Below are 16,728 nucleotides of genomic sequence, written 5' to 3' on the forward strand. Positions count from 1 at the left end.
TTTTATCACCCAGTCAGTTTAAAAGATGTTGGTAATGACAAGCCTTTATAAGGGGGGACTAAGGGGGGTAATTGGACTTGTGTGTACGCTGTAGCCGATGCCTTGGGCAGGGAAGCGTTTGCTTTACTCAAATGCGGGGTAGGGTTCTTTATTTTTATTTATGCAAGAGACTTCATGAGTGGAACTCACAAGGAACAATAAAAATATCTCTTCCCCAGTCCCCAGTCCCCAGTCCCCAGTCCCCAGTCCCTATTTTTAAGGCAGGTTTAATCTAGACTCGATGCGGCAATGAATCTAAATTTCTAATTATCTTTGCCATTACTCGAAAAATTTAACGATTGCTCGTCATTGACCCAAATTGCTTGTTGAGGTACAGAGATGGAAATTCCCGCTTCGTCTAGGGCAACTTTTAGGCGGCGGCGAAATTCTCGTGCTACATCCCATTGTTTGAGGGGCAGTGTTTTAATCCAAACACGAATAATCAAACCGCGATCGCCAAATTGATCTATTCCCAAAACTTGCGGCGGTTCCAAAATTTTACTCTGCCATTGCATTTCTTGATTCATTTGATCGGCGATAGTTGCAATCAAGTTCAAAGCCTCTTCTGTATCGGCTTGGTAGGCGATGGGAATTGTTAAATCGGCTCGCGACCAACGACTAGAAAGATTGGCAACAACTTTAATTTCACCATTGGGAATTGTAATCAAGCGCCCTTCAGAATCCCGCACTTGGGTCATCCGCAGATTCAGATTTTCTACTAAGCCTCCCACGTTTCCGACATTAATCACATCGCCTAAAGCATACTGGTCTTCTAAAATAATCAAAAAACCGTTAATCGCATCTTTAATTAAGTTTTGCGATGCTAAAGACAATGCAACACCAACTAAACTCGCACCCGCTAGTAAAGGAACGATATCTATCCCCAAGGATACCAGCGCAATCAAGAAACCTACTCCTACCCAGATAACAGTAGTGATACTTTTAGTTACACCAGAAAATGTGGAAACACGCAGTTGCAACCGTGCAGAACTTTCTGGAGTGAGGAAAGCACTACTGCTAATCAGTGTGGAGGCAAAGCGGTCAATCAGGGCGTAGGTCAAACGAATTGCTACATAGGTTGCCAAGCAGACAACACCTAATCGCACAGGAAATTGGGCGGCTGTGAGAATTGCTACCTGAAAACCTCTTGTATAAGGAAATAGACCCAAAATAAAGAAGCTTCCACCTGCCCAAATTCCGGCTTGACTAAGCTGAAATAATCGTCTTTTGGCTTCTTGGAGATGTTGCTGTTGTCGTTGATTTAGTTGTGTTGTAATTGCTTGATCTGCTGGTTTTGAGTAGTTGAAGAGTTCCCTTTGGGATTGGGAGGCAATGGAGTTTTCTAAATTCTTTTGGGAACGCCGCTGCCAGCTATATACCCCCCAACTCATGACAATCATTGCTAGTCCGATACCGCCAGCAATTTTACCTTGGTCGATTAAAGATTGAATTTGCCTTTCTTGTTTGGCTTGTTGCAAGTCTTCTTGTAATGATTCGGCGACTTGATTTGCCGATGTCGATACATCTACTTGTCGCAGTTCCGCATCTTCCGAAGTAACGGTCATCAGATATTGACCGTTGACATAAATTACTGGTAATTCGTTTACTTTGCGAACTTCTACCTTGACTGGTGTGTTTGCTGGTGATTGAAAGTAATTTTGACCAATTTTCTCCAACTTCTTTTGAATATCTTCTGAACGCTCAGGAAAGTTGGTTCTTGTTGCCGCTATTTGAAATAACCGACGGCCATCTAAATAAATCCAGCCCGAAACAACTCTGTTATCTGAATCATTACTAATACTGCTGGGAGCTTGCAGTTGCGGTAACAAAGGTATCTGGGCTGTGGCTTTTGGCACAGATACAATGCCTATAGCCATTGAACTAGCGATGCCTACGGCGGGCAAAGCCAACGCCAAAAATTTAAAGCGCACTTAAACACCTCCTTAAGTAAAATCTATCAATTACTACTTTAACTATCCTGCTTAATACCTTTGGGTAGATGTACCTATCTAAAGTTGAAGTTTTCCCTTGAGTTGATGAAAATTTGATGTTTTTTTCTTTGTCTTCTATCTTGAGATAGATGACGAAAATTAGCAGGTCAGGGCAAAAAGAGTCTTACTCTTACCAAAGATAAAACAAAAAAGAAGAAGCTGGAGAGGAAGTTGACATTCCGGCGATCAAACGTCAAGCTAGTTTTGAGGATTCTTGACTAGTGATTTGCTTTTATCCAAGCAAAAATCGCCAGTAGTAGAATAACCTAGTAGAGTGCGTAAAACTTACGTAGCTTTTTTAATTTTTTGAGGTAACTTTTGATGACCGCAACTTCTCCCCGATTAAAGCACGAGGTTAAAGACCTCGGCCTAGCTGCCTTGGGAAGACAGCGCATTGAATGGGCTGGACGCGAAATGCCAGTTTTGAAGCAAATCCGCGATCGCTTTGCAACCGAAAAGCCCTTCGCTGGTTTACGCCTTGTAGCTTGTGCCCACATTACAACTGAAACAGCACATTTGGCGATCGCTCTGAAAGCCGGTGGTGCAGATGCGCTTTTAATTGCTAGCAATCCCTTATCAACTCAAGATGACGTAGCAGCTAGTCTCGTCGTCGATCATGAAATTCCCGTCTTTGCTCAAAAAGGCGAAGATAACGCCACTTATAACCGCCACGTCCAAATAGCTTTAGATCATCGCCCCAACATTATTGTTGATGACGGTAGCGATGTAGTTGCAACTTTAGTACAAGAACGCCAACACCAAATTGCTGATTTGATTGGTAGCACCGAAGAAACCACCACCGGGATCGTGCGGTTACGCGCCATGTTTAGAGAAGGCGTTCTCACCTTCCCCGCAGTCAACGTCAACGACGCGGACACCAAGCACTTCTTTGATAATCGCTATGGTACTGGGCAATCAACCCTAGATGGCATTATCCGCGCCACCAATATTTTGTTGGCTGGGAAGAATGTTGTGGTTGTCGGTTATGGCTGGTGTGGTAAAGGTACAGCCCTCCGCGCCCGTGGCATGGGTGCTAACGTCATCGTCACCGAAATCGACCCCATCAAGGCAATTGAAGCCGTAATGGATGGCTTCCGCGTCCTGCCAATGGCTGAAGCTGCACCCCAAGGTGATATATTTATCACTGTGACTGGTAACAAGCACGTCGTTCGCGGCGAACACTTCGATGTCATGAAAGATGGTGCGATCGTTTGTAACTCCGGTCACTTTGACTTGGAACTTGATTTGAAATACTTGGCTGCACAAGCTAAAGAAATCAAAGAAGTTCGGCCTTTCACCGAAGAATATAAATTGAAAAATGGTAAATCAGTTGTCGTTCTCGGACAAGGACGCTTGATTAACCTAGCTGCGGCTGAAGGACACCCCAGCGCGGTAATGGATATGAGTTTTGCCAACCAAGCTTTGGCTTGTGAATACCTGGTGAAGAATAAAGGTAAGTTGCAACCTGGTTTGCACTCGATTCCGGTTGAAGTCGATCAAGAAATTGCTCGGTTGAAGTTGCAGGCTATTGGGATTACCATTGATAGCCTAACAGCCGATCAAATTGAGTACATCAATTCTTGGACAAGTGGAACTTGATAGATTGATTAGTTGATTTTTGGAGGGATAAGCGTTTTGCTTATCCCTTTTTTTATAGCCATTTTTCTTTCAAATATTTGGTTTAATTTTGCTTATAAGGAGTTCATCAATATGCAATTTATTTTCGGAATTGTTATAATTGTATTGTTTTTATTTGTTTTCTTTTTGTATTCAATTCCATTATTATTCATAGAAATTTATCACAGTTCTATAGGCATAATTAAGTTAAGAAAAGCTGATGCATTTAAAGAAAGAGATTTTACTATTTATAGAAATAATGTAATAATTACTAGGACAAAAAATACTTATTATGACTCCTATTATTACCGTGAATACAATGGCATAGAATTTATTTTTGAAAATAGAAATAATAGAAGCGTAAAATTGCAATTTTTTTCAGGTACGTTTTTCGGATATGAAATTAAACCTTCATCTCAATATTTTGATATTATACTCAAACCAGGTGAAATGAAAAAATATCAATCAACCTTTACTGATGAAGACCATGATAGAGTAAAAATTACTATTTTGTAATTTTTATTTGCTTGAGCGAGTATTATATTTAGCAATATCTAAAGACATTTATCAAGAGTTTTTTATAGATTATTTTATTCAAAGTGTACTAGAACGGTATGAAATCAAATTATTCGTTTTTCATGCTCAGAAACAGGAGATAGTATTATGGAAAAATTAAATTATCAGGAATTAGTAAAAAGAATCATCTATAAATATGCAAATGAGCAACCCCAAGAAAATTTAGAAAATACTGAAATTGTTTTTGATACAGAACGCGATCGCTACTTATTAGTATATGTGGGATGGCATGATGAAGAAAGAGTGTATGGATGCCCAATTCATCTTAGTATCAAGGATGATAAAATTTGGATTCAGCGCGATTTTACAGAAGAAGGAATAGCTAATCAATTAGTAGAATTAGGTGTGCCGACAACCGATATTGTTTTAGGTTTTAGATCCCCTTATGTCCGGCAATTTACTGGTTTTGCATCTGTTTAAATTTTCTGTATTCTATCCCCTCTCCCATCTGTTAGAGGGGAGCTAGACATTCAATTCCCCTTCTCCCAAGGGAGAAGGGGTTAGGGGATGAGGGTGTAAGGGATTTGCAAAACGCCTGTCTGATATAGTTTTCGGCTTAAGTTTACACCAATGGCTTTTCGACCCACTGCACAAAATATTGAGAAAATTTTCATCTGCAAATTAGATGTGTTTTAGCTTATCTGAGTTTTGCACTTTGTACTTCTAGATTCTGTCGGTTGTATTCGCATCAAAATTGCAATATTCTTCATCAAGATTGCAATATGAATCATCAACATTGCAATCTTCCTCATCAACATTGCAACGTTCTTCATAAATATTGCAATGTTCCTCATCAAAATTGCAACGTTCCTCATCAACATTGCAATGTTCCTCATCAACATTGCAATGTTCCTCATCAATATTAAAGCAATTGCAAAGAAAAACAGCTAATAACTGGAAATATCGAGAAATTACTCAAATTGGTTGATTTTTTTTTAACAAATATAATGATCGCTAATTTTACTGAACCAAAAAACAGCTTTAGTAAGCCAAAGTAGCTTTAGAAACCTCTCTAAGGAATATATTGATGTCTCGTAAAAAACGTACATCCCGTGTTCTCGAAAAAGCTGAGTTGAGATCCGCTGGACTAAAAGCAATTGATTCAAATATGAGTTTTGGTGATGATTGCGATTTGCAAAACTTGAGTCAAGCAATTGAACAGCTAAGATCCATGCTTGATGCTTATAACACTGCCTTAACTGTAATTGATTCTTCTAAAACTAAAATTGATGCGATGGAGAAAACCCTAAGTAATCTTACAGATAAGATGGTTCGAGGGGTTGCTTTTAAATATGGCAAAGATAGCAGCGAATATGAAATGGCGGGTGGGATTCGGGAGAGTGAACGGATTCGCAAAAGCAGATTGAGCCGCTTGAAAGCTGCTGGTGGAGAAGCATCAGATAAAAATCCGAAAACTACCTAATACAGCCCGGATAAAAGCATAAAACAGCAGGGAAAGCAATGTTCTTACAAGGGATCTAGGGAAGGAACAAAGGCACTTGGCTGATTAAAATTATTTTCTCAATTATTGCAATTGTTTATGGTAAAGCATAACCTATTGCAATTTTTTATATTTACTAACGGTCTTTGATAAACAATAATTATATACAGCTACTATCATGCATCATCATGCATATTAGATCGGGCATTTTGTAGTTATATCTAATATTTTAGAATACTGAGACTCTTGCTGTATAGTGTTTTCAACCATTTTACTTGTCTAAATACTGATTAGAGTTTATAGTGATACGGTGTTTTCCGTTCCTTGTCTCGGCAGATTCATAACATGATTTATTCTGGCAAATTACACAAGTATTTTGCGGGCATTTCTTTGTCTGTAATTTTAGTAGGTGACTTAGTTCTCATACAAAAAACTGCTCCAGTTTTAGCTGAAACCATAAATACATCGGTCGGCGAACCTGTGACATTCAGTTGCAATGATAGTGAAGCGACAATCGCAGCTAAAAATGGCCCCAAAGTAGCTAATGGATCAGCAAGAATTTACATTGGTTATCAGCAATTCTCAAATAACAAAAACCCTATAACTATCCGCTTTAATAATGGGATAAAAGCATGGTGTCGTGATGATTACGAGACAACAGGCGATGATGGTACAGGTTACGGATTGTATTGGAATGGAAGTGATGTTTTATATGGCATTTACTCTTCTACAGGCAGTCAGACAGGTAATAATTTCAGCCGTTTTGCCAGTGGTCGATGGTTGTCTAGCTATGGTAATGGAGGCGGGCCAAAAGTCGCAGTGATAGCCCGAATTAATCCAGCGAATGGGCAGGTTAATTATGCCACATTTTTATCTTCTAAAAAGCCAGATAATGGACAAACGAACTCTTTACTCGTCCAGTCTCTATCATGGAATGGCGCAAATTTGACTGTGAAAGCAATGTCATGGTGGAATCCCCGTAACACCTATACAAATTCCATGAATTGCTCTGGTTCATCACCTTATCAATACACAGCCGCATTTACAAGCGATTTAAGAACAATGACCTCAGCTTCAGCCAGTACTTGTAGATAAAAGGAAAAAATTTAGCTTTCAAATTAAGGAAACATATTGTTTCCAGTTGTTTAATAATTAACAACAACCCTGGCAAATCGAATTTACAACCTTAAATCCCCAACTTCTTATGGATTTAAGGTTTTCTTGTTGTTCGCAAATGATTTAAAATTGACTTTGTAGAAACAGCGATTCATCGCGTCTCTTGCCTTAACCGAATTGAAAGTAACGCTTCATTTAGGGACACGAACGAAGTTTTGCGTCGGTTCGTGCCCTAGACACAATGGAATAACTATTGCTCCAGAATTCCCAGAGGTACCAACATGACTGTTATCACTCCTGATAGTCTCATCGTGGAGGAAAGTCCCTCTCACGCCGCGCATAAACCAAATCGTATGCTCTGGATCAGCGAAGCAGGAGGACTTACCCAGTTCGGCGCGTTCATCGAAGTCTTGCAGCCTGGCTCTCGTTCTTCAATCAAACATTGGCATAGTGCTGAGGATGAAATGGTCTATGTCCTCGAAGGCGAGATCGTGCTCATCGAAGGAGACACAAAGACTGTACTACGTCCTGGCGACGCCGCAACTTTTCAAGCAGGAGTGCCGATAGGCCACTTTCTCGAGAATCGTAGCTCCAAGGCAACGCAATGCCTGATAGTCGGCACTCGAGCGGAAGTAGACACAATCACGTATCCTGACCACGATCGGGTTTGTCACCGTGACCGATCGCTGCCAGACGACATTTGGACTAACGGCGCGGGAGAACCTGCCTCGAGTCCCTACTAGAAATGATTGCTGGATGCTTTTTGTACGCGCAGCGTGCGGCTGTGTAGAAATGCCCGACAATGTTCTCGCTAGGTGCACTATCAAAGCGTCGCCTAACAAGTTGCTGCACCGGAACGCCACAAGTTGGTCGGTTGAGTTGCCAAGGTTGTCTGCGTCCGGTGAGTTTGGTCGTTAAACACCCAGATTTTGCTGCATCTGTTCCTAATTGTTCCCATTTGGACGCTGAATAATTGTCTCCACCACACGCCGCTTGGCTTTGGGATCGATACCTACTAAGCGCACATACTCACCGCTATATTCTGCCAGAGTTGCCTCCAAATTTGAGATGGCATCAGTCTCAGCATCAATGTGGCTATGAACACAAGTTTGCCAAGAACCTGTGCGGAAGCGGCGCTCATCTACGTGTTCAATACTAATTTTGTAACCTTGAGCCAATAATTCCCTAATTTGAGCTTGTGTATCTAGAGTCAAATGTGGACTGGATGCTTCCTGTTTCTGAAATCCATTTGTTTTTACTTCTTGGGTTGGGCTATTTAACGGCTGACTAATTGGTTTAATTGGTGTTACTACAGCAGGTGGTGTGGATTGAGAATTTCTACCTCGATTGAGTCGATTGTAATCATCAACCAAATGAGAATTTTCCACCCGTTTTTGTTCGCCAACCAGGAAGTTACCAGACTCGATTAAGTGAGACAGTCTGAAATCTGGCTTTTGAAATTGTGGCGGGCCTTTAGCGCTGTTAACGACACTCAAGGATATCTGCTCAAAACCTACTTTATGAATGTAGTTGCGGATTTGTTCGTCATAAATGCGCGATCGCAAAGCGCTAAAAAAGTCAATGGACTGATTGACAAAAGTATCAACTAGCTGTTCAACTTCCTTCTGTGAGAGTCCATCCTGTTCAAAAATCCCCTTGACAATTCCCACTTTATCGTCTCTATTTGGTTCCCAGTAGAATTTCTCCATCCGTCCATCCCGAATTAACGGTGCATAGAGGGTGGAAAAATCATTACCTGTGACAATAATCGGCACACGATGTAAAGGTGTGGAATCATAGCTTCCCGGCAACTGCACATCTGTGGGATTATCAGCAATATTCATCAGTGTGGCATTCACCAACTGCGTGTTTACAGTATATTGAGTCCCTTCATCAAAGCGTCCAGCACCAGCATCTAAATCGTTAATCATCAGTACGCACATTTTGCCGCGTACTTTGATCAGTTCTGCTGTTTCCCGATAGCGCAACCGAATCAACCGCGCTGGATCTCCGGCATCTGGACTTTCCAATTCGCCACCAGATATGTTAGTGACTTCGATACCCATTTTCTCGAAGACTAATTGACATTGAAATGTTTTACCTTCTCCTTTGCGTCCATGAATACCTAGTATCACGGGAACTCGCACGCCAGGAAGCTTCAGGAAGTTTTTGGTAATGTGGACAGCAAGTTTGTCCAAAAAGCGGGGAGCGATGTAGTAACCCATGAGTTTATGTGATAAAAAATTAACACTTCTAAGGTTAATGTTAATTTTTTTTGGGGATAGCGATCGCTTTTCTTTCAAACAAGCTTGTGTTTGTTCATCTGTTGGGTTGATTAGACATCTCGCAAAAGTAACAAATGCCAAGATATTGGAGAAAGGTTACTGGGTTTGGGAAAATTCCATACCTTTACCCTTTTCCCCACAATGACAAGAAGTCTATTATCTGTTGCCAAAGTTGAACGCACACCCAAGTATGGAAGGAGTGAAAACTGCTGTTATTTGGTAGTGCCAAAGATTTGATTACAATATCAAATGACTTTAATAAGCCATTTGTATAATTCCAGAATTACTTATATTAGCCTATTTTTGAGAATAGAGCGTGTTTTCAAACACGCCCCAGTATTGCATATCACTACAGTTAATGGAAATCGTTTGTATCTCCTAAGTAGGTAGACATAATATAAAATAAACTCCTAGTTTGTAGTGAGCGATTTATCGCTCAGAGTAAGGATTATCAGGACTAAAGTCCTTACTACAAACTTGTAATTTATTTCTGCCTAGAGACTTACGTCTCATTACCCGAAATTTCTTTTAAAGCAGACAACGCCTCTTCTGTTAATATGTCTGGGTTGTTAGGATCTTTAGGCAATATAATACCACGCTTTTCAAGAGCAGCAAGAATTTCAGGCGTTAGTCGCGAAACAGGAGGCGTTGCGCCACCGTATACACTTTTCAATTCCTGCTCGTCTATTACTTCTTCAATAAACATAACTGGAGCTAGATTTAAATCGACGTTATATTTGATTTTGTTTTTAGTCATAAATCACATTTCAATTACGCATTGTTAGCTAATTATTGAATGCATACTTAATGTATCATTTCAAAAAAGCAAAAATCAAGGGTTGATATCGAAAAAACCTACTTTTATAACTAATTTTGCTATTTTTTGGATTAATGTAATTAGGCAAGGTCTGAGGACGCGATCGCGCTTTTTGGCAGTGTGCCAGTTGAAAAATGTTTAGCCCAATGCTGTCGGTGGCTTTTCATATTATGGCAAAAACGATTGTAAAAAACCTTGAAAGTGTAGTCTCAACGTTAAAATTGATCCAATACTTTATTTGCACTTGTTGTGCTTTAACATCACTTTTGATTTAATTTTACTTCTGTAATGCTGATGGATACTTATAATATGGTAATTAAAATTTAACTATGGAAACACAACCGATAGAAGTAATTGGAGGTGGACTAGCTGGGACAGAAGCAGCTTGGCAAATAGCGCAAGCTGGAGTGCCAGTAATTCTGCATGAAATGCGTCCAAAGCGATTTAGTCCGGCTCATCATACAGAACATTTAGCAGAATTAGTGTGTAGTAATTCCTTTGGGGCAATGGCAAGCGATCGCGCGGCGGGATTATTGCACGAAGAGTTACGCCAACTCGGTTCGATTGTGATCTCAAAAGCTGATGAACACGCCGTACCGGCTGGTGGGGCGCTAGCCGTAGACAGGGGACAATTTGGCCAAGATTTAACAGAAACTTTAGCGAGTCATCCTTTAGTTGAATTCCGTCGGGGTGAAGTGTCTGCGATTCCTGAAGGAATTGTGGTTTTAGCAACCGGGCCTTTAACTAGTCCCGACTTAGCAGAAGATTTGCGCCGCTTTACGGGCATGGAATACCTCAGCTTTTTTGATGCAGCCAGTCCGATTATCGTCGGAGAATCGATTAATCGTGACATTGCTTTTATGGCATCACGTTATGACAAAGGTGAAGCTGCTTATCTCAACTGCCCAATGAATAAAGAGCAGTACTTGCACTTTCGGGAAGAACTCTGTAAAGCTGAACAAACAGAACTCAAGGGTTTTGAACGAGAAACGGCGAAATTTTTTGAAGCCTGTTTGCCCATAGAAGAACTAGCCCAGCGCGGGGAAGATACCATGCGTTACGGCCCTCTAAAGCCAGTGGGATTGTCAGATACTCGCACAGGAGAACGTCCTTATGCTGTGGTGCAGTTACGACAAGAAGATAAAGCTGGTCAATTGTGGAACATGGTAGGATTTCAAACTAATCTGCGTTGGGGCGAACAAAAGCGAATCTTTCAATTAATTCCCAGTTTAGAAAAAGCAGAGTTTGTCAGGCTGGGAGTAATGCACCGCAACACTTTTATTAATGCTCCCCAATTAATGCATCCTACTTTGCAATTTAAAGAGCGTCCGACATTGTTAGCGGCTGGACAATTGATTGGTACTGAAGGTTATACTGCGGCGGCTGCGGGTGGTTGCTTGGCGGGAATTAATGCCGCGCGATTAGCCTTGGGTAAAGAAGCTTTGGTTTTACCACCAACAACAATGATTGGTGCATTATTAGAATTTATTAGTTCTGCTTCCCCCAAGCATTTCCAACCAATGCCGCCTAACTTTGGGATTTTCCCCGATTTAGGAATGAAAATCAAAAGTAAACCAGAGCGTTATGGACGTTACCGCGATCGCTCTTTAGCTGATTTGGCAACCTGGAAAGCTAATTGTAATTAATGGGCATTGGGCATGGGGTAAGGGGAAAGGGTAAGGGGAAAAGGGGAAAGATTAAATTTATTCCTTTTCCCTTTAACCTTTAACATGCACCCCTGCTCCGGCTGCCCCCATTTCCCCATCTCCCCATCTCTATCTATTTTTTAATAGTGACTAATCCATGTATGCCAAGCGCTGTAATTACACCTCCTAGCAATCCCCAGGTACCATCGGCAAATACGTTAATGCGATGAATGTAGGTGCGATGATAGGCATACTCCAACTGTCTATCATTTACTTTTCCGACCTCTACCAGGTTTTCCACATACTTTTCAGCTTTGATCAGTGCTGCATAATCGAGATTAAACCAATACAACGATACTCCCACCACCGCCAAACCTGGAAAAACTAAGGTAATTAAAAGAATTGCTATGCGTGCGTTCATACATCTCAGCTGCTAATAAACCTGCTCAATGCTGACATACTTAGAATTCTTGTGTTACAACTTGGCAGGCCAATTTGATAATGCGTTGGAGTAAGTGAATCAGATTTTGGGAATAATCCTCATAGTGTTTGAAAGCATCGTTTTAATTAGGTTCGCACTATGAGAGGGCGATTTCTAGAAAAAAAGCAGATTTATTGCTGTTTATCTATTGCATTTTGCTGTATTTTGTGGATTTGTTTGGCATTAATTCCAGCCGACGCAACATCTACAGAGTCTATTGAGACTCTGCGACAACAGCAGCAACAAATGAACCAGCAGCATCAGGGTGTAGTTGGAGAGCGCGATCGCTTAACTAATCTCCAACAAGAGGCGCAGAAACACCTCACTGGTTTGAAGCAAAATTTGCAAACTACAGATAGCTATCTTCAAGAGAGCGAATCACGATTACAACTTGCTAGCCAACGCCTCCAGCAATTAGAAGCTGATTTAGATGTGGCAGAACGTTCGTATCAGGAGCAGCAAATCGCAACAGTAGCACGATTGCGTTACCTCCAGCGATCGCCTGCTTTTGCGGGATGGGCAGTTTTGCTCGAAAGTGAAAATATCAGCGACTTTTTCAGCCGTCGTCATCAGTTGAAGTTAGTGTTTCAAGCAGACCAGAAAATTTTGGTAAAACTCAACACCCAAGCAAACTCAATCGATAAACAAAAAACGGAAGTAGAACAGCAAAAAAACGAAATTGGCTTAATTCGCGAGCAACTGTTGGCACAAAAAGCTGATTATCAAACCCAGGCGCAATCGCAATCAGAATTGATTCAACGCCTGAATAGCGATCGCCTCGCCTTGGAAGCAGCGCAAAATCAGCTAGAAAGAGAATCCAAAAATCTAGAAGTCTTGATTCAACAAAAGGTAGCAGAAGCCCAAGCAAAAACCAACAGCCGAACAAGTATCATCATTCGGGGAACTGGTATAATGGCATATCCTAGCGATGCTCCTACTAGCAGTCCCTTCGGCTGGCGGATACACCCAATTCTTGGCTATCGTCGCTTTCATGCCGGGTTAGATTTTGCCGCCAGCTATGGTAGTAAAATTCGAGCAGCCGATTCAGGAACAGTAATTTTTGCTGGCTGGTATGGTGGTTATGGCAGAGCGGTAATTATCGACCACGGCAATGGTATGACTACACTCTACGGGCATACCAGCGAGTTATATGTTTCTGAGGGACAAGCAGTTGAACGCGGACAAGCGATCGCAGCTGTCGGTTCCACAGGTTTCTCAACTGGCCCCCACCTCCACTTTGAAGTTCGTCGCAATGGTACACCCGTAGACCCAGCTAATTATCTTTAAAGCTGCGAATTTGATCGCAGACGTGCTATAATATTGAAGAATGAGGGCGCGTGGCTCAGTGGATAGAGCAACAGATTCCGGTTCTGTGGGTCGGGGGTTCAAATCCCTCCGCGCTCGTTACCTTTACAGACAAACCACAAAATCGAGAGGTCATTTTCTCTCATAGGCTAAACCTAATTTACCCTATGAGACAGAATCGCAATGGATAGTCTGGAATACAAAAATTAGTGTACGTATGTGGTGATTGATATAACGCTACACTACAGGTTTTGTTTTCTCATTCAGTCTCTCACCCGAATGGCACGCTTGTAAAGCCCAAAGGCTTGTATCATCTTGTTCCTAGCCTGGAGGCTGGGAATCTTTTAAAAGAGGCTCTGCCTCTTGTCAAGCTACTGGAGGCGGCAGCCCTTCCAGAATGGGTTTCCTGCCTAGAGGCTCTTAACCAGTCAGAGCAAGGGCTGTATCTTTTCTTCGTGCCATTAGTCTCTCACCCCTATTACCTACCTCAAAATTGTTTTAAAAAATCAAACAATGGGGCATTTGTTGGAGAAATTCTTAAAGTAGAGGTAGATGTTAATCTTCTCTATTAGTAGCACATGGATTTGATGCAACTAGGATTTTTGTGGAGCGTAATTAATTATGACTGCTTTAACCTTACAATTACCTGCTAATCTGCAATTTACTGATGAGGAATTTGCACAAATTGTCGCTGTGAATAAAGAATTACGACTAGAGTTAACTGGTGAAGGGGAATTAATTATCATGTCACCTACTGGGGGAGAAACGGGAAACCGTAATTTTGAACTGTATCTTGATTTAGGAGTTTGGAACAGACAGAACAAGCTCGGAAAAGCTTTCGATTCTTCTACTGGGTTTAAACTGCCAAATGGCGCAACTCGTTCACCTGATGCTTCTTGGATAAGGATAGAAAGATGGGATGCTCTTACTCCAGAACAAAGAAAGAAATTTCTTCCTTTGTGTCCTGATTTTGCAGTGGAATTAGTTTCTGAAACTGATGATGTGGAAGATACTAAAGCCAAAATGACAGAATATTTAGCAAATGGCTTACAACTGGGTTGGTTAATTAATCCTAAAGAGAAACAAGTAATAATTTATCGCCCAAATCTGGTACCTGAAGTTTTACAATCTTCCACAAATTTGTCGGGTGAAGATGTTCTCCCTGGTTTTGTTTTAAATTTACAGCAGATTTTTGCATAGATAACTGATTATCTTGATTTTATTTCTACTCAAATTCGCTTAAACCATCGACACTCCCTTTAAAGCTCAAACCAGATTCGACACCGCCACAAGCGCTGAGTGTAATAACTTTAGAAAAGTGAAAATCTTTTTTGATGGCGATCGCACTTCTTCAGCAAAAAAATCAACTAATTTAAAGCCAATATGGGTTTCCAGTACACTAACGCATTTGTCACCATAGCATCAGTTAATTTTGAGAAGTTAGTGAATTTCTATACCAACTTGCTGGAGCAAAAGCCAGTTATTTTGATTCCGAATGTTTATGCTGAGTTTAATTTAGTTAGTATGCGATTAGGTATTTTTAAACCAAAGAACACAAACGAATCAGAATTTGAAGCGATCGCCAAAAGTAAGATAAGTTTGTGTTTAGAAGTAAGTAACTTAGAAGATGCGATCGCTCACCTAACTGCTTTGGGCTATCCTCCATCAGGAGATATTTCCATTGCTTCCCACGGCAGAGAAATATATGCTTATGACCCTGATGGCAATCGTCTGATTTTACATCAAGCTGCTAGAGGGAGTCATTAGTCATTGGTCATTTGCAAAGGACAAATGACTAATGACAAAGGACAAAAAACAAATAACAAAGGACAAATAAAAAAATGGCTATAACTCAAAACTATAGATTAAACCTGATTCAATGGTATCCAGGTCATATTGCGAAAGCTGAAAAGAAGCTCAAAGAACAGCTAAAGCGTGTAGATGTGGTGTTTGAGGTACGAGATGCTCGGATTCCCTTAGCAACTCACCATCCCCAAATAGGTGAGTGGGTAGAAGGTAAAAAACGGGTGTTGATACTTAACCGAGTAGATATGATTACACCACAAATGCGATCGCTGTGGATCGATTGGTTTAAACGTCAAGGAGAAGTCCCTTATTTTACCAACGCTCAACATGGTAAAGGTATAGCAGAAGTAGCGCGGGCAGCGCAAGCTGCTGGGGTAGAACTCAATCAAAGAAGAAGCGATCGCGGGATGTTACCCCGTCCAGTCCGAGCTGTGGTGATTGGTTTTCCCAATGTCGGTAAATCAGCTTTAATTAACCGCCTGTTGGGAAAGCGAGTTGTGGAAAGTGCAGCTCGTCCTGGGGTAACTCGCCAACTACGCTGGGTGCGAATTTCCGAACATTTAGAATTGCTTGATGCTCCTGGTGTCATCCCTTTAAGATTAGAAGACCAAGACGCAGCCTTGAAATTAGCTATTTGTGATGATATCGGTGAAGCATCTTACGATAACCAGCTAGTAGCAGCAGCCTTAGTGGATTTACTCAACTATTTAGAAGCTGTAGCAGGAGATTTATTACCAAAAAAACCATTACAGTCTCGTTATCAACTCGATTCCACATCAGACACCGGAGATATCTATTTACACGCCTTGGCAGAGCATCGTTACAAAGGTGATGTAGAGCGAGCAGCAAGGCAACTTTTAACAGATTTTCGTAAGGGATTGTTGGGTGAAATGAGTTTAGAATTACCACCAAATTAAATCTAAATTCAAATAGTAAAAATTAGGAAATCTATTTGATTTTTAACAGGACTTACGCAAGTGTCACAAGCAATGGCGCGGCTATGTTGTCCTGCGCGCCAAACAACTAGGCGATAAACATGATAACGTCTTGACTTTTAATTGCAAAGATAAATAATTTGATAAATATTTTGACCAGTTTTATAAGCTAAATCTTTGAGTTTAAACCAGACTAAAATAACACAGTCAATATGATTTATGGGAGTAGCACATAGTTACTGAAAAATGCGATCGCGCGCGTTAGATACTGCCACTCACTAACTAAATTAGAGATTTCCAAGAAATAAATTATCCAAATAAACGCAGACGCATACTTCTACAAAGAAGCAAGCTACGTAAAGCGTCTCTCTGCGACACACTGTTCGCGTTCTTAGAAAAGCGGCTACTCTACGAAAACGCCAAAGGCGAAGCCGCAGGCTACCACTCCAAGCGCAGAGAACACAAAAAGAGAAGAAATAGAAAGAATTTTTGCATCAGTTTTGAGATATTTTTATTTGGAAGTTTCTTAATACTTTTTTAATGTTGCCTCATGCCTTTCTTTGTCAGATCAAAAACTCTTTGACGGAGTTCTGATACTACTTTGGAAAATCATCAAAATGCCTTCCCCACATCTACAAAAAGGTGTTTGCCTTCCTACTCTTTGGCTCCAGTG

At 41.0% G+C, this 16,728-nt stretch carries 18 protein-coding genes and 1 tRNA gene; 14 read left to right on the forward strand and 5 right to left on the reverse strand.

Annotation, left to right across the window (positions count from 1 at the left end; translation table 11 throughout):
* Positions 1 to 302: 302 nt before the first annotated feature.
* A complete protein-coding gene (locus tag RM368_RS14555; protein WP_322694780.1) occupies positions 303 to 1,916 on the reverse strand; it encodes a mechanosensitive ion channel family protein in 1,614 nt (537 codons plus the stop codon).
* 435 nt (positions 1,917 to 2,351) lie between these two features.
* Between RM368_RS14555 and ahcY the strand changes: the two genes are divergently transcribed.
* The 7 genes from ahcY (at position 2,352) to RM368_RS14590 (ending at position 7,523) form a co-directional block, all read left to right on the forward strand.
* Entirely contained in the window at positions 2,352 to 3,629 is a 1,278-nt protein-coding gene (gene ahcY / locus RM368_RS14560) for an adenosylhomocysteinase (RefSeq protein ID WP_322694711.1), read from the forward strand.
* 111 nt (positions 3,630 to 3,740) lie between these two features.
* Entirely contained in the window at positions 3,741 to 4,163 is a 423-nt protein-coding gene (locus tag RM368_RS14565; RefSeq protein ID WP_322694712.1) for a hypothetical protein, read from the forward strand.
* 7 nt (positions 4,164 to 4,170) lie between these two features.
* Positions 4,171 to 4,323 carry an element excision factor XisH family protein gene (locus RM368_RS14570; RefSeq protein ID WP_322694713.1) on the forward strand — a complete coding sequence of 51 codons (153 nt, stop codon included), beginning with the start codon at positions 4,171 to 4,173 and terminating at the stop codon, positions 4,321 to 4,323.
* Entirely contained in the window at positions 4,311 to 4,643 is a 333-nt protein-coding gene (locus tag RM368_RS14575; RefSeq protein WP_322655316.1) for a XisI protein, read from the forward strand. Before RM368_RS14570 ends, RM368_RS14575 begins: the two co-directional genes overlap by 13 nt.
* Positions 4,644 to 5,250: 607 nt before the next feature.
* Positions 5,251 to 5,646, forward strand: coding sequence for a hypothetical protein (locus RM368_RS14580; RefSeq protein ID WP_322694714.1), 396 nt, complete (start codon positions 5,251 to 5,253; stop codon positions 5,644 to 5,646).
* 363 nt (positions 5,647 to 6,009) lie between these two features.
* On the forward strand, positions 6,010 to 6,759 hold the full coding sequence (locus tag RM368_RS14585; RefSeq protein ID WP_322694715.1) for a hypothetical protein: 750 nt from the start codon (positions 6,010 to 6,012) through the stop codon (positions 6,757 to 6,759).
* A 374-nt stretch (positions 6,760 to 7,133) separates the two neighbouring features.
* The gene (locus RM368_RS14590) at positions 7,134 to 7,523 is read left to right on the forward strand and encodes a cupin domain-containing protein (RefSeq protein ID WP_322694781.1); all 390 of its coding nucleotides are present in this window, start codon (positions 7,134 to 7,136) and stop codon (positions 7,521 to 7,523) included.
* A gap of 92 nt (positions 7,524 to 7,615) precedes the next feature.
* Here RM368_RS14590 and RM368_RS14595 read toward each other — a convergent pair whose 3' ends face one another.
* The 3 genes from RM368_RS14595 to RM368_RS14605 form a co-directional block, all read right to left on the reverse strand.
* Complete coding sequence (locus tag RM368_RS14595; RefSeq protein WP_322682833.1) at positions 7,616 to 7,738, reverse strand: hypothetical protein; 123 nt, start codon at positions 7,736 to 7,738, stop codon at positions 7,616 to 7,618.
* Positions 7,725 to 9,005, reverse strand: a complete 1,281-nt coding sequence (locus RM368_RS14600; RefSeq protein WP_322694782.1) for a ribulose bisphosphate carboxylase small subunit — start codon at positions 9,003 to 9,005, stop codon at positions 7,725 to 7,727. Before RM368_RS14600 ends, RM368_RS14595 begins: the two co-directional genes overlap by 14 nt.
* 562 nt (positions 9,006 to 9,567) lie before the next feature.
* Positions 9,568 to 9,822, reverse strand: coding sequence for a hypothetical protein (locus tag RM368_RS14605; protein WP_322694716.1), 255 nt, complete (start codon positions 9,820 to 9,822; stop codon positions 9,568 to 9,570).
* 389 nt (positions 9,823 to 10,211) lie between these two features.
* Between RM368_RS14605 and trmFO the strand changes: the two genes are divergently transcribed.
* On the forward strand, positions 10,212 to 11,528 hold the full coding sequence (gene trmFO, locus RM368_RS14610; RefSeq protein WP_322694717.1) for an FADH(2)-oxidizing methylenetetrahydrofolate--tRNA-(uracil(54)-C(5))-methyltransferase TrmFO: 1,317 nt from the start codon (positions 10,212 to 10,214) through the stop codon (positions 11,526 to 11,528).
* Positions 11,529 to 11,661: 133 nt separating this feature from the next.
* Here the strand turns inward: trmFO and RM368_RS14615 are convergent, their stop codons facing one another.
* Entirely contained in the window at positions 11,662 to 11,949 is a 288-nt protein-coding gene (locus RM368_RS14615; RefSeq protein ID WP_322694718.1) for a hypothetical protein, read from the reverse strand.
* A 159-nt stretch (positions 11,950 to 12,108) separates the two neighbouring features.
* On the opposite strand from RM368_RS14615, the gene RM368_RS14620 reads away from it, so the two are divergent.
* The 6 genes from RM368_RS14620 to ylqF all read left to right on the forward strand — a co-directional run bounded on the left by RM368_RS14620 (position 12,109) and on the right by ylqF (position 16,037).
* Positions 12,109 to 13,296: a murein hydrolase activator EnvC family protein gene (locus tag RM368_RS14620; RefSeq protein WP_322694719.1), complete on the forward strand. Its 1,188-nt coding sequence runs from the start codon at positions 12,109 to 12,111 to the stop codon at positions 13,294 to 13,296.
* A gap of 44 nt (positions 13,297 to 13,340) precedes the next feature.
* Positions 13,341 to 13,413 (forward strand) — tRNA-Arg (locus RM368_RS14625).
* A 152-nt stretch (positions 13,414 to 13,565) separates the two neighbouring features.
* On the forward strand, positions 13,566 to 13,886 hold the full coding sequence (locus RM368_RS14630; protein WP_322694720.1) for a hypothetical protein: 321 nt from the start codon (positions 13,566 to 13,568) through the stop codon (positions 13,884 to 13,886).
* Between the two features lie 49 nt (positions 13,887 to 13,935).
* Positions 13,936 to 14,514, forward strand: a complete 579-nt coding sequence (locus tag RM368_RS14635; RefSeq protein WP_322694721.1) for a Uma2 family endonuclease — start codon at positions 13,936 to 13,938, stop codon at positions 14,512 to 14,514.
* 183 nt (positions 14,515 to 14,697) lie between these two features.
* Positions 14,698 to 15,081: a VOC family protein gene (locus tag RM368_RS14640; RefSeq protein WP_322694722.1), complete on the forward strand. Its 384-nt coding sequence runs from the start codon at positions 14,698 to 14,700 to the stop codon at positions 15,079 to 15,081.
* A 74-nt stretch (positions 15,082 to 15,155) separates the two neighbouring features.
* A complete protein-coding gene (gene ylqF, locus RM368_RS14645) occupies positions 15,156 to 16,037 on the forward strand; it encodes a ribosome biogenesis GTPase YlqF (protein WP_322694723.1) in 882 nt (293 codons plus the stop codon).
* Positions 16,038 to 16,728: the final 691 nt, after the last annotated feature.

This window comes from Nostoc sp. DedSLP03 (assembly GCF_034530815.1).
In the GTDB taxonomy this organism is placed as follows: domain Bacteria; phylum Cyanobacteriota; class Cyanobacteriia; order Cyanobacteriales; family Nostocaceae; genus Nostoc.